Origin of the sequence: Amycolatopsis granulosa (assembly GCF_011758745.1) — a bacterium.
Lineage (GTDB): Bacteria > Actinomycetota > Actinomycetes > Mycobacteriales > Pseudonocardiaceae > Amycolatopsis_E > Amycolatopsis_E granulosa.
In genome coordinates, this window is the sequence record NZ_JAANOV010000001.1 from 167574 (window position 1) to 183434 (window position 15861).

15 protein-coding genes are annotated in these 15861 nt (G+C 73.8%); 6 read left to right on the top strand and 9 right to left on the bottom strand.

The features are described 5' to 3' along the window. Positions 1–72 precede the first annotated feature (72 nt). Both FHX45_RS00755 and FHX45_RS00760 read left to right on the top strand, forming a co-directional pair. Positions 73–1440: a phosphoribosyltransferase family protein gene (locus FHX45_RS00755; RefSeq protein WP_167096082.1), complete on the top strand. Its 1368-nt coding sequence runs from the start codon at positions 73–75 to the stop codon at positions 1438–1440. A 209-nt stretch (positions 1441–1649) separates the two neighbouring features. Beyond that, a complete protein-coding gene (locus FHX45_RS00760; RefSeq protein WP_167096084.1) occupies positions 1650–1826 on the top strand; it encodes a hypothetical protein in 177 nt (58 codons plus the stop codon). A gap of 36 nt (positions 1827–1862) precedes the next feature. On the opposite strand, the gene FHX45_RS00765 is transcribed toward FHX45_RS00760, so the two are convergent. After that, positions 1863–2438 carry an NUDIX domain-containing protein gene (locus FHX45_RS00765; RefSeq protein ID WP_167096086.1) on the bottom strand — a complete coding sequence of 192 codons (576 nt, stop codon included), beginning with the start codon at positions 2436–2438 and terminating at the stop codon, positions 1863–1865. A gap of 78 nt (positions 2439–2516) precedes the next feature. Here FHX45_RS00765 and FHX45_RS00770 point away from each other — a divergent pair, with 78 nt between their 5' ends. Further along, on the top strand, positions 2517–4520 hold the full coding sequence (locus FHX45_RS00770; RefSeq protein WP_167096088.1) for an acyltransferase family protein: 2004 nt from the start codon (positions 2517–2519) through the stop codon (positions 4518–4520). Between the two features lie 71 nt (positions 4521–4591). Here the strand turns inward: FHX45_RS00770 and FHX45_RS00775 are convergent, their stop codons facing one another. Next, positions 4592–5005, bottom strand: a complete 414-nt coding sequence (locus tag FHX45_RS00775; protein WP_167096090.1) for an STAS domain-containing protein — start codon at positions 5003–5005, stop codon at positions 4592–4594. A gap of 84 nt (positions 5006–5089) precedes the next feature. Next, a complete protein-coding gene (locus FHX45_RS00780; protein WP_167096092.1) occupies positions 5090–5788 on the bottom strand; it encodes a GNAT family N-acetyltransferase in 699 nt (232 codons plus the stop codon). A 162-nt stretch (positions 5789–5950) separates the two neighbouring features. Here FHX45_RS00780 and FHX45_RS00785 point away from each other — a divergent pair, with 162 nt between their 5' ends. Then, positions 5951–6922: a magnesium transporter CorA family protein gene (locus FHX45_RS00785; protein WP_167096094.1), complete on the top strand. Its 972-nt coding sequence runs from the start codon at positions 5951–5953 to the stop codon at positions 6920–6922. A 19-nt stretch (positions 6923–6941) separates the two neighbouring features. On the opposite strand, the gene FHX45_RS00790 is transcribed toward FHX45_RS00785, so the two are convergent. The 6 genes from FHX45_RS00790 to FHX45_RS00815 form a co-directional block, all read right to left on the bottom strand. Then, on the bottom strand, positions 6942–7487 hold the full coding sequence (locus FHX45_RS00790; protein ID WP_341771291.1) for a L,D-transpeptidase: 546 nt from the start codon (positions 7485–7487) through the stop codon (positions 6942–6944). 94 nt (positions 7488–7581) lie between these two features. Then, positions 7582–9039 (bottom strand): purine-cytosine permease family protein, encoded by a 1458-nt coding sequence (locus FHX45_RS00795; RefSeq protein ID WP_167096096.1) that lies wholly within the window; start codon positions 9037–9039, stop codon positions 7582–7584. A gap of 24 nt (positions 9040–9063) precedes the next feature. Then, positions 9064–9786, bottom strand: a complete 723-nt coding sequence (locus tag FHX45_RS00800) for an enoyl-CoA hydratase-related protein (RefSeq protein WP_167096098.1) — start codon at positions 9784–9786, stop codon at positions 9064–9066. Further along, positions 9783–10967 carry an acyl-CoA dehydrogenase family protein gene (locus FHX45_RS00805; protein WP_167096100.1) on the bottom strand — a complete coding sequence of 395 codons (1185 nt, stop codon included), beginning with the start codon at positions 10965–10967 and terminating at the stop codon, positions 9783–9785. The genes FHX45_RS00800 and FHX45_RS00805 overlap by 4 nt, the downstream gene beginning before the upstream one ends. Before the next feature lie 31 nt (positions 10968–10998). Beyond that, positions 10999–13068, bottom strand: a complete 2070-nt coding sequence (locus FHX45_RS00810; RefSeq protein ID WP_167096102.1) for an acetate--CoA ligase family protein — start codon at positions 13066–13068, stop codon at positions 10999–11001. Beyond that, on the bottom strand, positions 13065–13886 hold the full coding sequence (locus tag FHX45_RS00815) for an SDR family NAD(P)-dependent oxidoreductase (protein WP_208405758.1): 822 nt from the start codon (positions 13884–13886) through the stop codon (positions 13065–13067). Before FHX45_RS00815 ends, FHX45_RS00810 begins: the two co-directional genes overlap by 4 nt. 231 nt (positions 13887–14117) lie before the next feature. Between FHX45_RS00815 and FHX45_RS00820 the strand changes: the two genes are divergently transcribed. Together FHX45_RS00820 and FHX45_RS00825 are read left to right on the top strand one after the other, a co-directional pair. Continuing rightward, a complete protein-coding gene (locus tag FHX45_RS00820; protein ID WP_167096104.1) occupies positions 14118–14747 on the top strand; it encodes a TetR family transcriptional regulator C-terminal domain-containing protein in 630 nt (209 codons plus the stop codon). A gap of 127 nt (positions 14748–14874) precedes the next feature. Further along, the gene (locus FHX45_RS00825) at positions 14875–15855 is read left to right on the top strand and encodes an L-threonylcarbamoyladenylate synthase (protein WP_341771292.1); all 981 of its coding nucleotides are present in this window, start codon (positions 14875–14877) and stop codon (positions 15853–15855) included. Positions 15856–15861: the final 6 nt, after the last annotated feature.

The window sequence follows — 15861 nt, forward strand, 5'->3', positions numbered from 1 at the left end:
CCCTCCGACCCTCGCCGCGGGACCGGCGGCGCCGCTACGGTCGCCGGAGAACTTCGCGGAGGAGGTGCTCCGATGCCGTTCGCCGACCGCAGGGACGCCGGCCGGCGCCTCGCGGCGCGACTGGACCGGTGGCGGAGCCGGGACGTGGTGGTCCTGGCGATTCCGCGCGGCGGCGTGCCGGTCGCGTTCGAGGTGGCCGGGGCGCTCGGCGCGCCGCTCGACGTCGTCCTGGTGCGGAAACTGGGGTTGCCGTTCCAGCCGGAGCTCGCGCTGGGCGCGATCGGCGAGGGCGGGCTGCGGGTGGCCGATCCGGATCTGGTGCGGCGGCTCGGCGTCAGCGCCGCCGACCTGGCCGCGGTCGAGGCGGCGGAAAGGTCCGAATTGGAGCGTCGCGCCGCGAGGTTCCGGGCCGGCCGGGAGCGGGTGTCGGCGGCCGGGCGTACCGCCATCGTGGTCGACGACGGGCTGGCGACCGGATCCACCGCGCGGGTGGCGGTGACCGCGGCGCGCGCGGCCGGTGCGGCACGGGTGGTGGTGGCGGTGCCGGTCGGGGCGGCCCAGGCGGTGGCGGCGCTGCACGCGAACGCCGGCGGTGCCGGCCGTGCCGATGACGGTGCCGGCCGTGCCGACTGTGCCGGCTGTGCCGATGAGGTGGTGTGCCTGGAGTGCCCGCCGGAGTTCACGGCGGTGGGGCAGTGGTACGCGGACTTCAGCCAGACCCCGGACGAGGAGGTGACGCGGCTGCTGGCCGGTGAGGACTGCGTCCCCGGTCGAGCACCCGGCGACGAGGATGTCACCGTGTTCGCCGGGGCGGTGCCGCTCGCCGGGCGGTTGACCGTGCCGGACCGGGCGGCCGGAGTCGTCGTGTTCGCGCACGGCAGCGGCAGCGAGCGGTACAGCCCGCGCGCGCGGTCGGCCGCGGACACGCTGCACCGCGCCGGGATCGCGACGCTGCTGGTGGATCTGCTCACCCCGAGCGAGGAGGCGGACCGGGCCCGCTTGTTCGCCGTGGAGCTGCTGGCGAACCGGCTGGTGGAGGTGACGCGCTGGGTGCGGGCCCGGACCGGGCTGCCGGTCGGCTACTACGGTACCGGCACGGGAGCCGCGGCGGCCCTGTGCGCGGCGACGGACTACCGGGTGGAGGTGGCGGCCGTGGTGGCGCGCGGCGGGCGGCCCGACCTGGCGGGCAAGCGCCTGGGCTGGGTGCGGACACCGACCCTGCTCATCGCGGGAGCGCACGACACCGCGCTGCGGGAGCTGCACCGGGACACGTGTGCGCGGCTGCCCGGCGAGTCGCGGCTGGCGATCGTTCCCGGCGCCACCCAGCTGTTCGAGGAGCCCGGCGCCCTGGACGCCGCGGCCTGTCTCGCGCGCGACTGGTACCGGGAGCATCTGACCCGGGCCCGGATCGGGGGTGCCGCCGGGCGGCATTCGCGGTGATGATCCCCACGCGTCAGCCGGGCGGTCCCGGAACCGCCGTCGGCCTGCCGTTTTCCCGGCCGCGCCTTCGGTCCATTGCGGACAGTCAAACGCGCCCGCGTGCCGCACGGCGTGTCGGCTTGGCTGCTGTCGAACAGGTGTTCTACCGTCCGACGCGACCGGTCGGGGAGTGACGGGTCACCACGCACGACAGCAGCAGGGGAGAACCGATGGCCTACAAGATCACGCATGTGTCCCGGGCGCAGGAGATCCGGTTCCCGACACAGGCGGCGGCCGAGCACTACGCCGACCGGCTCGGTGGCGGCCTGGACAAGTGGCGGGTCCGGGAAGCCGGCGCCGGAGCGGCGAACCCGGGCGGGGTGCCCCAGCCCGGGAGCCGCGGCTGATCACGGCCGCCCACGCCCGCGTGTGCGGGGGAGGCGTCACCGCCAGGCGAACACCGGTTGCTCGAGGTGCGCCACCCGGGTCGTGCGGCCGTACAGCGCGGCCTCCCGGAACTGGTAGAGGACCGCGGCGGTCGGGGCGTGCACGAGGTGGCCGGCCAACGGCAACTGGATCACCGGCCGGTCCGACTCGGGGATGGTCACGAACCGCGGTTCGACCGCGAGGTCCCGCACCGCGATGACGTGCACCTGCGCGACCTCCGCGGGATTGGGGCGCGGCTCGGTCTCGCGGTCGAGCCGCAGGACGACCGGGGTGATGACGTAGCCGGAGCGGGTCGGGTAGTCGTCGAGCACGCCCAGGCAGTCCGCACGCGCGGCGGTCACGCCGAGCTCCTCCGCCAGCTCCCGCAGCGCGGCGGCCACCGCGTCCTCGCCGGGATCGAGCCGGCCGCCGGGCAGCGCGAACTGCCCCGGGTGGGCCCGCATCCCGCTCGCCCGGCGGGTCAGCCAGATCGCCGGATCGCCGCCGGTGACCACGACGGCGACCGCGGCCGCGCGCCGTCCGTCAAGCGGCACCGCCACCCTGGGGAACTGTTCGATCACGTCGGTCCGCACCCCCCGACCCTAGCCCGGCCCGCGGCCGGCGCTGGGTAATCTCGGCCTGACCCGGGAACGCCGACCAGGAAGGTGCCGATGACCTCGCCCCACCCGCGTACCCGGTTCCGCCCCGAGATCGAGGGCCTGCGTGCGCTGGCCTGCGTCCTGGTGGTCGTCTACCACGTGTGGCTGGGCCGGATCTCCGGCGGCGTCGACGTGTTCTTCTTCCTCACCGGGTTCCTGATCACCGGGCAGCTGTTCCGGGCCGGGCTGCGCGGGCGCATCGAGATCCGCGCGCTGTGGCGCCGCGCGATCACCCGGCTGTTCCCGGCCGCGCTCGCCGTGCTGCTCGTGGTGATCGTGGCCGCGGCCCTGGTGCTGCCGCAGTCCCGCTGGTTCCCCACGATCCGGGAGGTCTTCGCCGCCGCGCTCTACCTGGAGAACTGGCAGCTGGCGGCGAACGCCACCGACTACTTCGCCCAGCACAGCGACGCCAGCGTGGTGCAGCACTTCTGGTCGCTGTCCATCCAGGGGCAGTTCTACCTGGTCTGGCCGCTGCTGGTGGCTGCCGTCGCGTACGCGGCGCGGGGGCGCCTGCGCCGCGCACTGACCGGCGTGCTGCTCGCCGTCACCGCCGGGTCGCTGGCGTACTCGGTGTGGCTGACCGCGGCCGACCAGCCGGTGGCCTACTTCTCCGCGCTGACCCGGATCTGGGAGTTCGCGCTCGGCGGCCTGCTCGCGCTGGCCATCGACGCCGTCGCCCTGCCCCGGCCACTGCGGATCGCGGCCGGCTGGCTCGGGGTCGCCGGGCTCGTCGCCTGCGGGCTGGTGCTGCAGGTCGGGACGGTGTTCCCGGGTGCCGCCGCGTTGTGGCCGATCGCCGCCGCCGCGCTGGTGCTGCTGGCCGGCACGACCGGCAGCCCGGCCGCCGCGGACCGGCTGCTGACCGCCCGGCCGCTGACCTGGCTCGGCCGGATGAGCTTCCCGTTGTACCTGTGGCACTGGCCGGTGCTGGTGCTCTACCTGGTGTACCGGGGCCGGAGCGGGGTCGGCCCGCTCGGCGGCGCGTTCGTCGTCGGCCTGTCGCTGGCCCTGGCGGTGGCGACGCACCACCTGGTCGAGGCGCCGGTGCGCCGCTCGCCGCTCGCCGACCGGGGCGCCTACCGCTTCGCGGTGCTCGCGATGGTCCCGGTGCTCGCCGCCGCCGGCGCCTGGCAGATCACCGGCCTCGCCCGCTCCGGTGCGCCCGCCGCCGGTGGTCTGGACCACCCCGGTGCGCTGGCCCGCACGCCCGGGTTCGTCTACCGGGGCGCCACCGGTGTGGCGCCGGTGCCCTCGCCGCTCGAGCTGCCCCAGGACTGGGCCTGGATCGACCACTGCGCGAGCTCCCCGCGCGGCGGCGAACTCCAGGTGTGCACCAGCACCCCGGACGGCCCGCCGGAGAAGACCCTGGTGGTCGTCGGCGACTCGCACCCCACCCAGTTCGTCGCGGCGCTGGAACCGGTGGCGCAGCGGCGGAACTGGCAGCTCGTGGTGATGTCGCGCGGCGGCTGCCCGTTCTCCACCGAGTCCGAGATCGACCCCGACGACCAGGTGTGCCGCGACTGGAACGCCGCGGCCGCCGACGAGATCCTCGACCTGCGGCCGGATGCGGTGTTCACCACCGCGACCCGCAACGTGCGGGCCGGGCTGACCGAGTGGACGCCACCCGGGTTCGTCGCGCAGTGGCGGAAGATCTCCGCCGCCGGGATCCCGGTGCTCGCGGTCCGGGACAACCCGCGCTACGACTACGCGCCGTCGGAGTGCGCGGAGCTGCGCGGTGCGGACGCGCCGGAGTGCAACCCGCCGCGTGCCGCGTTCTACGCCGACGAGCCGCCATGGCTCTTCCTCGACGACGTCCCCCCGGACGTGTCGTTCCTGGATTTCAGCGACTACTACTGCGACCGGGCAGTCTGCCCGCCGGTGATCGGCAACGTGCTGGTCTACCTCGACGACAACCACGTCGGGGCGACCTACCTGAGGACCATGGACTCCATCGTCGAGCAGGCGATCGACGCCGCGCTCGGGCCGGCCGACCCGGAGCCGCCGGCGCCCGCCTGATCCGCCGTCCGGGGTCGGCTGCGCCCGTCCGGATGCGGCGCCCGTCCGGCCGGCCCGCCGCCGGGCGCCGGTCAGCAGGCGCTGAGGGCTTCGTCGCGGCTGGCGTAGACCGGCAGGAGCTGATCGAGACCGGTGATCGACAACGGTCGCGCCGTCCGCCGCGTGGGCGCGACCACCCGGACGTCGGCCCGTGCGCCGGCCCGCGCCAGCGCGGCCAGGCCGGTGGAGCCGAGGAACTCCACCCCGGACAGGTCGACCACGGCGACGCGCGGCCGGTGCGCGGTCAGCTCCTCCAGCGCGCGGTTCAGCGGCGCGGCCGTGGCGGCGTCGATGTCACCCGCGACCTTCAGCACCGCGATCCCGGGTACCGGCCAGAACACCTGCAGGCGCAGGGCTCCCGGCGCGGCACGTGGCGCGGGCACCCGGGGCCCGTGCTGGGCCGGCGTGCTCGCGGCACCGGTGGAGTTGCGCGCCGGGTGAGTCATGACTCTCCTCCCGTCGGCCGGTCTGGCCAGGTCACCTCTCGTAGGGTAATCACCCTCGCACGGAATGCACCAGGTCGCAGGTGGTCACGCGGGTGGGCGAAATGTGTCAGCCGGCACCCGCACCGAGACGAAATCCACGTCCCGGCGGAGCCGGAAACCCAGCGCCCGGTAGAGCCGGACGGCGCCGGTGTTCGCCGCGGCCGCGTGCAGGAACGGGGTCTCCCCGCGCGCGGCGATGCCGTGTGCCACCGCCAGCACCAGCCGGGTGCCCAGCCCCTGCCCGCGGAACCCGGCGTCGGTGCAGACGGCGCTGATCTCGGTGTACCCGGGCGGGTGCAGGCGCTCGCCGGCCATCGCCACCAGCCGTCCCGCCCGCCGGAACCCGAGGTAGGTGCCCAGCTCCACGGTGCGCGGCAGGAACGGCCCGGGCCGGGTGCGCCCGGCGAGCGCCAGCATCTCGGGCACGTCCGCGCCGGTCAGCCGCACCGCCTCCGGATCCGGCGCGGTCTCCACCGTCTCCGCCACCATCTGCACACCGGGCACGGACATCTCCACGGTCCAGTCCACGGGCGGCGGCAGCGGCGGCGCGGGCAACGACAGCACCCCGCCCGGTCCGGCCAGCTCGGCGAGTTCCTTCCACGCGGTGTCGTCCGCGGTGCCGGGCATCCCTGCCCACGGTGAGACCGCCGGCTGGTACCGCACCGCGCCGCCGTGGGTCTCGGCGAACCGGGCGTGCGGACCGGTCAGCGACGCGTACGCCGGGTTGTCCAGAGGCAGATCCACGCTCCCGACGGTACCGGTCACCGCCCCGCTCCCGGCCGTCCACGTGAGCCACGTCCCGTCACCGCGCGGTCACCCCGGCCCGGATCCCCTGGGCGGTAAGCGATTTCCGGACGGCGGCACGCCGGTGCGCGGCCGCGGCGCGCACCGCCTAGCGTGGGCGCCATGGCTCGCACCCGCGTCTACCGCCACGGCGTTCTCGAGGCCGAGAACTTCCCCGCGGCCGAACTGTCCGACTACCTGCAGGATCCGGCGACGGTGGTGTGGCTCGACCTCGCCAAGCCGACCGCGGCCGACCTCACCACCATCAGCGACGAGCTCGGCCTGCACCGCCTCGCCGTCGAGGACGCCGTGTCCGAGCACCAGCGGCCCAAGCTGGACCGCTACTCCAGCCACTCCTTCCTCACCGCCTACGCCGTGCGGCTGGACACCGGAACCGGGGCTCTCTCCGAAAGTGAGCTCGCCGCGTTCATCACCGACCGTGCTCTGGTGACCGTGCGCAAGGACGACCGCTTCGACATCGAGGAGGTGGTGCGGCGCTGGGACGGCTCGGACGACCTCGCCAAGAGCGGCGCCGGCTTCCTGGTGCACGGACTGCTGGACTACATCGTGGACACCCACTTCGACGCGGTGCAGGCGATGGACGACCAGATCGAGGAGCTCGAGGACGGCGTGTTCGCCGACCACGTGGACCACACCGGCATGCAGCGCCGGTCCCTGCGGCTGCGCAAGAGCCTGGTGTCCCTGCGGCGGTTCGTGCTGCCGATGCGCGAGGTGGTGAACTCGCTGATGCGCCGTGACCACCACCTCGTCGACGAGGCGCTGATGCCCTACTTCCAGGACGTCTACGACCACGTGCTGCGCGCGTCGGAGTGGACGGAATCGTTGCGGGACCTGGTGACCACGATTCGCGAGACGCAGCTGAGCCTGCAGGGCAACCGGTTGAACATGATCATGAAGAAGGTGACCAGCTGGGCCGCGATCATCGCGGTGCCGACGGCGATCACCGGCTTCTACGGCCAGAACGTGCCCTATCCCGGGTTCGGCCAGCCCTGGGGCTTCTGGCTGTCCACCGCGGTGATCGTGGTGCTCTCCGGTGCGCTCTACGTCATGTTCCGGCGGCGGGACTGGCTCTGAGACCGCATTCCGCGGAAGGTCAGAACACCGCCACCTGGGCGCCGACCGGGAGTGCGTCGTAGAAGAGGACCGCGTCCCGCGCGGACAGGTGGACGCAACCGTGGGACGGGACCTCCAGGCTGCCTTCGTGGAAAGCGATCCCGCCCGGGGCGAAGAACACCGCGTGGTTCATCGGGTCGCCGTACTCGGCGCTGATGTGGTCGGCGTCCTTCCATGAGACGCGGAAGACGCCGCGCGGGGTGGCCACCGAATCCGCCGCGTCGGCGGTGCCCGGCATGATGGGCACCGGGCCGTGCGTGACCTCGCCGTCGCGCTGCAGCCAGGCGACCCGCCGGTCCAGGTCGACGCAGGCCCGCGCGGTGTCGGGGCACAGCTCGGTGCGCGGGCCGGCGGAGAAGGCGCTGACCGCCGGCAGTGGTCGCGGAACCGGCCGCGGCGCGGGCGACAGGACGGTCTCCGCGGGCGCGGCCGCCAGCACCGCCCAGCCGGACATGACCACGAGGGCGGCGACCGCCGCCCAGCACGCGGGGTGCCGCAGGCCGCCGGTGATGCGAAGCGAAGCCACGGGCGCACTGTATCGGCCGCGGCCCGTTTCGTGCAAGATTCACCCGATATACACGACTTCGGGTGAATCTTGCACGATCGCGGTGTAGGCCGGGTCAGCGCACTTCGGTGGTCTCCAGGTCGGCGTCGGCGCGGGCGATGAGCACGCGCTCGGCCGCGATGTCGAGACTGCGGCACGCGAGCAGGTAGACCCCGCCGGAGACGATCAGCCCGGGCAGCATCGCGATGTCGGTGCCGCCGAGCAGCCGCGCCACCGGTCCGGTGTAGATCGCGGAGTTCACGAACGGCAGCATCGCCACGAACCCGATCGCGTAGGCCAGCAGACCCCGCCAGCCCCACCGGCCGTACATGCCGCGCGGGTTGAAGATCTCCCGGATCGAGTAGTGCGTGTGCCGCACCCAGAAGAAGTCCACCAGGTTGATCGCGGTCCACGGCGTGAACAGCAGCAGCAGGATGCCCAGGAAGTGCTCGAACTCGTGCAGGAAGTTCGCCGACGCCGACAGCGCCACCGACGTGGACAGCACCGCGCACACCAGCAAGGTGACCACCCGCTTGGCACGGCTCGAGCGCACCGGCCGTACCGAGTCCGCAATGGACAGCAGGGTCAGCGAAGCGCCGTAGAAGTTCAGCCCGGTGATGGTGATCAGCCCGAGCAGCGCGAGTACCACCAGCACCGTCCCGAAACCCGGGAAGATCGCGTTGCCGGCGCCCTGGATGGCCTCCGAGGTGTTCAGTCCGGTGTTGATCGAGGCGGCCACCGCGCCGACCAGCATCATCCACGCCCCGCCGATCAGCGCGCCGAGGTAGGTCCACCAGAACGTCGCGCGCACTCCCACCGTGCGCGGCAGGTAACGCGAGTAGTCCGACACGTAGATCGCCCAGCTCAGCTGATAGGCGGCGGCCACGAAGAACTGGATCGCGAACGCCTCGGCGTGGAACCCCGACGCCGAGAACTGACCGGACGGGACGTGGCCGGTGAACCCGATGCCCACGCTGAACACGGCGAGCACCACCAGCAGCCCGTACGCCAGCCACCGCTGTGCCTTGTGGATCCAGTCGTAGCCGAACACGGCCAGCAGCACGGCGAGCGCGGTGAACGCCAGGTAGGCGACGGTCGGGTCGACACCGAACAACAGGTGCGCCGCCTCACCGGCGAGCAGCTGGTTGAAGGCGTTGTAGCCGAGGTAGGTGACCAGGGCGACCACCCACACCAGCAGCGCGCCGAGGTAGCCGAACTGCGGGCGGGACTGGATCATCTGCGGCAGGCCGAGCTGGGGGCCCTGTGAGGAGTGGAACGCCATGAAGAACGTGCCGAACGCGCAGCCGGCCACGATGGCGATGCCGGTCCACAGCAGGTTCGACCCCATTGAGATGCCCAGCACGCCGGTGGCGACGGTGGCGAGGTGGGCGTCGCCGGTGAACCACACCGGCCACAGGTGCCAGGCCTTGCCGTGCCGTTCGCGCAACGGCACGTAGTCGATCGAGCGGGACTCGATGCCCCGCAGGCCGCCGCCGCGGGGCGGGGTGTTCCGGGAGTTGACGACGGTGTCCATGACTCCTCCGGTGGGGATGAACGGTCAGGTGCGGTTGAGCGCGGCGTACGCCAGCTGTTCCAGCAGCAGCGCGGTGCGGTGCGAGGACTCGGCCGCGGCGTCGATGACCTGCTTGGTCCAGGCCACCGCTTGTGGTGGCGCGGCCGCGAGCTCGGCGGCGAGCGCACGGGCCCGGTCGAGGTGCGCTCCGGTGGGAGCGATCTCGGTGAGCAGGCCCCAGCTCGCGGCCTCCGCGGGCCCGAAGCGGCGGCCGCGCAGCACCAGATCGCGGGTGCGGGCCGGGCCGAGCTCGCGCACCACCCGGGCGATGCCACCGGAGCTGGGCAGGATGCCCAGGCCGATCTCGGGGAAACCGAACTCGGCCCGCTCGTCGGCCACCCGCAGGTCGCAGGCCAGCGCGAGTTCCAGGCCGCCGCCGAGGCAGTACCCGCTGATCGCGGCGACGGTCGGCTGCGGCAGGTCCGCCACCGCCTCGTAGACGGCGCCGGAGGCCCGGTAGTAGGCCGCGATCGCGGCCGGCGTCATCTCCCGCAGCTCGGTGACGTCGGCGCCGGCGGAGAACACCGCAGGGCCGCCGGTGATCACGACGGCCCGCGAGTCCACAACGGACGGTGTGCGGAGCGCTTCGGCCAGCCGCGACTCCAGATGGGTGGACAGGGCGTTGCGTTTGGCAGCCCGGTCCAGGGTGACGACGGCGATGCCGTCGGCCGTCGTCACCCCGACCGAGCCGGCGTCCGGGCCGGTCACCGCGCCTCCGGGAAGGTGACCAGCGAGCTCAGGCCGCGCTTGGCGACGTGGTTGGCGATCACCAGGCGCTGGATCTCCGACGTGCCCTCCCAGATCCGGTCCACCCGCAGCTCACGCCACAGCCGCTCGACCGGGTACTCGCGCATGTAGCCACGCCCGCCGAAGATCTGCTGGCACCGGTCCGCCACGCGGTTGGCCGCCTCGGACGCGGCCAGCTTGACCGTCGCCGCCTTGGCGTGCAGCGTCTTGCGCACCGCGGGGTCGCTCAGGTCGGCCTGGTCGAATTCCCACGCCACCTGGTGCGTCAGCGCCCGGTTGGTGGCGATGTCCACCACCGAGTCGGCGATCATGCCCTGGATCAGCTGCCGCTCGATCAGCGGCACCCCGCCCTGCACGCGTTCGCGCGCCCAGTCCGTGGCCAGGGTGAGCGCGCGCTCGGCCGCGCCGATCGTGCGGGCGCCGATCATCAGCCGTTCCTCGGTGAACCAGTCGCGGGTCAGCTCGTACCCCTGACCGACGCCGCCGAGTACCGCGTCCGCGCCCAGCCGCACGTCACTGAAGGTGAACTCGGGGTGCTCGTAGACGAAGGTGTGCGTGTAGCGCGGCACCCGCTTGATCCGCACCCCGGGCAGGTCGGTGTCCACCAGGAACATCGTCGGCCCGCCGTCCGGCACGTTCGCCAGCACCAGCAGGAAGTCGGCGGCGTCGCCGACCGTGACGAACCACTTCTCGCCGTTGAGGACGAATCCGTCGCCGTCGCGTACCGCGGTGGTGGCGATGCCGGACGGGTCCGATCCCGCGTCGGCCTCGGTGATCGCCACCGCGTCCCGGCGCTCGCCGCGCGCGTCCGGCACCAGGTAGCGCTCCCGCTGCTCGGGTGTGGCGTGCACCAGCGGGTTCGCCGGGCGCCAGACCGTGTCCCACAACGCGTTCGTCAGCTTGCCCAGTTCGTCCTGCACCACGACCTGCTCCAGCACGGACAGGCCGGACCCGCCCCACTCGACCGGGGTGTTGATCGCCTGCAGGCCGCTGGCCAGAACCTCCTGCCGGATCGCGGCGTGCGCCTCGGGCGGCAGGCCGTTCTCCCGCTCGCACTGGTCCTCGTAGGGCATGATCTTGGCGGTGAGGTCGGCGGCGCGCTGTTTGAGCTCGGCGAGGCGGGGGGAGTAGGCGAAATCCATCGTGATCCTTTCGTTTTCTGCGGAAACGGGGTCAGTCCTCGATGCGGACGATGCGGGCGTCGAGCGCGGTGACCCGGCCCGGCGCGGCCAGCAGGGGGTTGATCTCCAGCTCGGCGATCTCGGGGTGGGCGGCGGCGAGCGAGCTGATCGTGGCCACCACGTCCGCGGCCCCGCGCAGGTCGACGGCCGGGCGGCCGCGGACCCCGGTCAGCAGCGCCGAGGCGCGCAGGCCACGCAGGAGCCGTTCGGCGCCGGCCCGGTCCACCGGGGCGAGGGCGAACGCGACGTCGGCGAGCACCTCGGTGAACACTCCGCCGAGGCCGACCATGACGACCGGCCCGAACCGCGGGTCCCGGCGGACGCCGGCGATCAGCTCGACGGCGTCGCCGAGGTCGGCCATCGCCTCGACGGAGTAGCCGGGCGGCCGCAGGCGGTTGTGCATGTCCGCCAGTGCCGCGCTCAGCTCGTCCGGGGTGGACAGTCCCAGTGCGACACCGCCGGAGTCGGACTTGTGCAGCAGTCCTTCGGCCTTGAGCACGACCGGGTAGCCGATCCGGCGGGCCGCGGCAAGAGCTTCCTCGCCGGTGGTGACCCGTTCCCCGGCCGGGAAGGGCACCCCGGCGGCGGCGAACAGCGCCCGCGACGGCCAGTAGCCGTCGTCGGTGACCGGTTCGGCCGGTGCGGGCAGCGCGGCCGGCGCGGCGGGTGCGGGGGCGGACGCCAGCAACGCCAGGGCGCGGGCGGCCTGTTCGACGGCCCCGAACACGGGCACCCCGCGCTCGGCGAGCACCCGGGCGGCCGGGCTGTCCGGGCGCATCGTGTGCACCACCACCGGCTTGCCCTGCCCGCGCACCAGCGCCGCCATGCGCCGGGCAGTGGCCAGCTCGCCGGCGGCCAGCCGTTCCCCGTATTCGCGGTAGCCGCCGAAGTAGCCGGTCAGGAGGACGGCGTCGGTGTCCGGTTCGGCGAGGGTCACCTCGAGCACCCGGGCGAACGAGGTGATGTCCTGCTCGCCCGCACCGGCCAGGTCGATCGGGTTGCGCACACCCGCCGACGGCGGCAGCTCACGGCGCAACGCCTCAGACAGCCGCGCGGAAAACTCGGGTACCGCGAGGCCGGCCGCTTCGGTCACGTCCGCGGCGACGGACGCGTGCCCGCCACCGTCGGCCAGGACGGCCACCCGGTGCACCTCCACCGGGCCCTGCTGGCGCAGGGTGGCGGCGAGGTCGGCGAGCTCCCGCGGCGTCGCCACCCGGTAGATCCCGGCGGCGCGGCAGGCGGCGTCGATGACGTCGCTGTCGGAGGTCAGCGAGCCGGTGTGGGACGCCGCGCCGCGCACGGACGCGGCGCTGCCGCCGACGGTGAGCAGCACGACGGGTTTGCCGGCGGTCCGGGCGTGTACGGCGGCGTCGACGAAGTCGCGGCCGTCGCCGAAGTCCTCGCAGTAGACGGCGATCAGCTCGGTGCCCTCGTGCCGGGTGCACGAGCGGATCAGGTCCGCCACGCCCACGTCGGCCTGGTTGCCGAGCGAGGCGAAGCGCGCGAACCCGAGTCCGTGCCCGGTCAGGAACCCGCTCAGTTCCAGTGCCATGTTGCCGCTCTGGGACAGCAGGCTGACCGTGCCGGCCGGCAGCGGGTTGGAGGCCAGCGTGAGCGCGGTGGTCGAATCCGCCACGCCCAGGCAGTTCGGCCCGAGCAGGACGGCTCCCGCGGCCCGCACCCGCTCGGCGACCCGCTGCTGCACCGCGCGGCCCTCCGCCCCGAGCTCGGCGAAGCCCGCGGTGATGCCCACGACGGCGCGGGCGCCGGCGGCGAGCGCGTCGTCCACCGCCGCTTCGAACCCGGCCGCCGGGACGGCCACCACCACCAGGTCCACCGGTTCGGCGAGCTCGGCCAGTGACCGGGCCGCGGGGCGGCCGACGACCGTGCCGCCGCGGCGGTTGACCAGATGCACCGGGCGGCGGCCGAGCATGCGCAGCGCCTGCACCGCGATCCAGTTGCCGTACTTCGACTCGTCGTCGCTGGCGCCCACGACCGCCACGGACACCGGGTCGAACAACACGTCCACGTCCCGCCCGGCGCGGGGGAGCACGGCGGTCATCGCACCGGCTCCGGAGCCGGGTGGCCGGCGCCCCAGGCGTCGGCGCCGCCGTCGATCACAATGGTGGTCCCGGTGACGTAGCGGCCTCCGGGGGAGGCCAGGAACGCCACCACCTCGGCGACTTCCTCCGGCGTGCCCAGCCGCCCGAGCGGCACCGCCTGCGCCCACCGCGCCCGGTCCTCGGCGGAGTAGTTCTCGCGCAGGCCCTCGGTCTCGATCGTGCCGGGCGCCACGCACAGCGACCGGATGCCGTACCGGCTCCACTCCAGGGCCAGCCCCGCGGCGAGGTTCTCCAGCGCGGCACGGGCGGCGGTGGCGTGCACCATGCCCGGGATCCCGCGGCGTGGCGAGAAGGCGAGGAAGAACACCACGCCGGCGCGCGCGGGGATCATCGCGCGCAGCGCGACCTCACGCGTCACGGCCCAGCTGCCGTCGACCGCGAGCCGGTGCACGGCCCGCCAGCCCCTGGCGGTGATCTCCTCGGCGGGTGCGGCGAACTGGCCGCCGGCGTTGTTGACCAGCACGTCGATCCGGCCGAACTCCGCCAGCGCCCGGTCCACCAGCCGCGTCACCTGCTCCTCGTCGCGGATGTCCGCCGGCACGGTCAGCGCCTGGGCGCCGAGCTCGGCGATCTCCCCGCGCACCTTGTCCAGGTGCTCGGCGCGCCGCCCGGCCAGCACCACACCGGCCCCGCACCGGGCCAGCGCGAGCGCGGTGGCCCGGCCGATGCCGGTGCCGCCGCCCGTGACCAGGGCGACCCGCCCCGTCAGCGCATCCGGCCGGAGCACGCCGTCGTGCCCCTGCCCGTCGAGTGTCATCGAGCCCACCCTTCTCCTACTGGTCTGACTGATGCGTCAGTTAGCGCCATGGGAAGGGGTGTTGTCAAGAGGTGGTGCGAGGTCTGGTGCTCGAACAACGCTGGTAAGACGCTCGATTTGTCCTGGTCGTGATGGCTTGACCGATCCGGTGCTTCCCCCGACTGACGCGTCAGTTGAAGAAGTGTGGTTAGATCGGTGCCGGACCGGATCACGGCAGAGGGAGGACCCGGAGTGCCCACGGCGGCCCAGCGCGACACCAGTACCCCGCACGGCGAGCCGGAACGGGACGCCCGCCGCGCGGCGATCCTGGACGCGGCCGCGCGGCTGATCGCCGAGCGCGGCTACCACGCCGTGCGGGTCGCCGACATCGCCCGCGAGGTGGGGACCAGCACGGGCGCGGTCCACTACTACTTCCCGGGCAAGAACGACGTGCTCACCGCGGCGCTGCGCAGCGCGGTGGATCGGGCCTTCGAACGCCAGAGCGCCGAGCTGCGCCGGCTCGACGACGCGCACGGCCGCCTGCTCCGGCTGATCGAGATGCAGCTGCCGAAGGTCGGCGTGGTCCGCGACGAGTGGTCGGTGTGGATGCAGTTCTGGGCGGAGGCCACGATCAACCCGGAGCTGCGCCCGGTGCACAACGCCTTCTACGCCCGCTGGCACGACACGATCGCCCGGATCGTCCGGCGCGGTCAGCGGCAGGGCACCTTCTCCACCGGTGTCGACCCGGACGAGGTCGCCGTCCGGCTCAGCGCCCTCACCGATGGCCTGGCGATCCAGGTGCTGACCGGGACGCCGGGCATCACGGTGACCGTGATGCGTGAGGTCCTGGTGGACTTCGTGCGGCGCGAACTGCTGGGGTGACGCCCAGCGCAGTTCGCCGATGAGGTCGCCGAGGTCCCGGTTGCGCGGGTCCCGGCCGGCTTCCGTGCGCGGGATCGCGACCGGAGCCCGGCTGACCGGCCTTCGCGCCGGTGAGAGGATTGGTCCCGTGACGGCGAGTACCAGTGACATCGAGAAGGCGGCCGGGCTGCTGCGTGCCGGGCGCCTGGTGGCCATCCCCACCGAGACGGTCTACGGCCTGGCGGCCAACGCCGAGGACCCCGCCGCCGTCGCGCGCGTCTTCCAGGCCAAGGGCCGCCCGCCCTCGCACCCGCTGATCGTCCACCTCGGCGGCGCGGAACAGCTGGACGACTGGGTCAAGGACGTGCCCGCCACGGCACGTCTGCTGGCCGAGCGCTTCTGGCCGGGGCCGCTGACGATGGTCCTGCAGCGCGCTCCCCGGGTGCCGCTGGAGGCGACGGGCGGCCTGGAGACCGTGGCCGTGCGCGTACCGGGCCATCCCGTCGCGCTCGCGCTGCTGTCGGCCTTCGGCGGGGGTGTCGTCGCCCCCTCCGCCAACCGCTTCGGCTCCGTCAGCCCGACCACCGCCGAGCACGTCCGGGCCGAGCTCGGCGACGCCGTCGACTTCGTGCTGGACGGCGGTCCCTGCCAGGTCGGCGTCGAGTCGACCATCGTCGACGTCACCGGCGTCACCGGTGGCACCCCGAGCGTGCTGCGGCCCGGCGGGGTGACGCGCGAGGATCTCGAACAGGTGCTGGGGCGCCCGCTCGCCGTCCCGTCGGCGAGCCACATCCGGGTGCCGGGCCAGCACCCCTCGCACTACGCGCCGCGGGCACGGGTCGTGCTCGTCGAACCCGGCGAGGTCGTCGCGGAAGCGGAGCTCGCGCAGGAACAGGGGCACCGGGTCGGTGTGCTGCTGCCCGCCGCCGGCGGCCCGGTGCGGGCGCACGCGGTGGTGGCGGTGCCCGGATCGATGGCCGCCTACGCGCGCATGCTCTACGGATTCCTGCGCGAACTCGACCAGCGGGGGTGCGACGTCATCGTCGCGTCCGTGCCGCCGGAGCAGGGTCTCGGGCTCGCCATCGCCAACCGGCTCCGTCGCGCCGCCGGGCCCCGCTCCGCGCAATGACCGGCA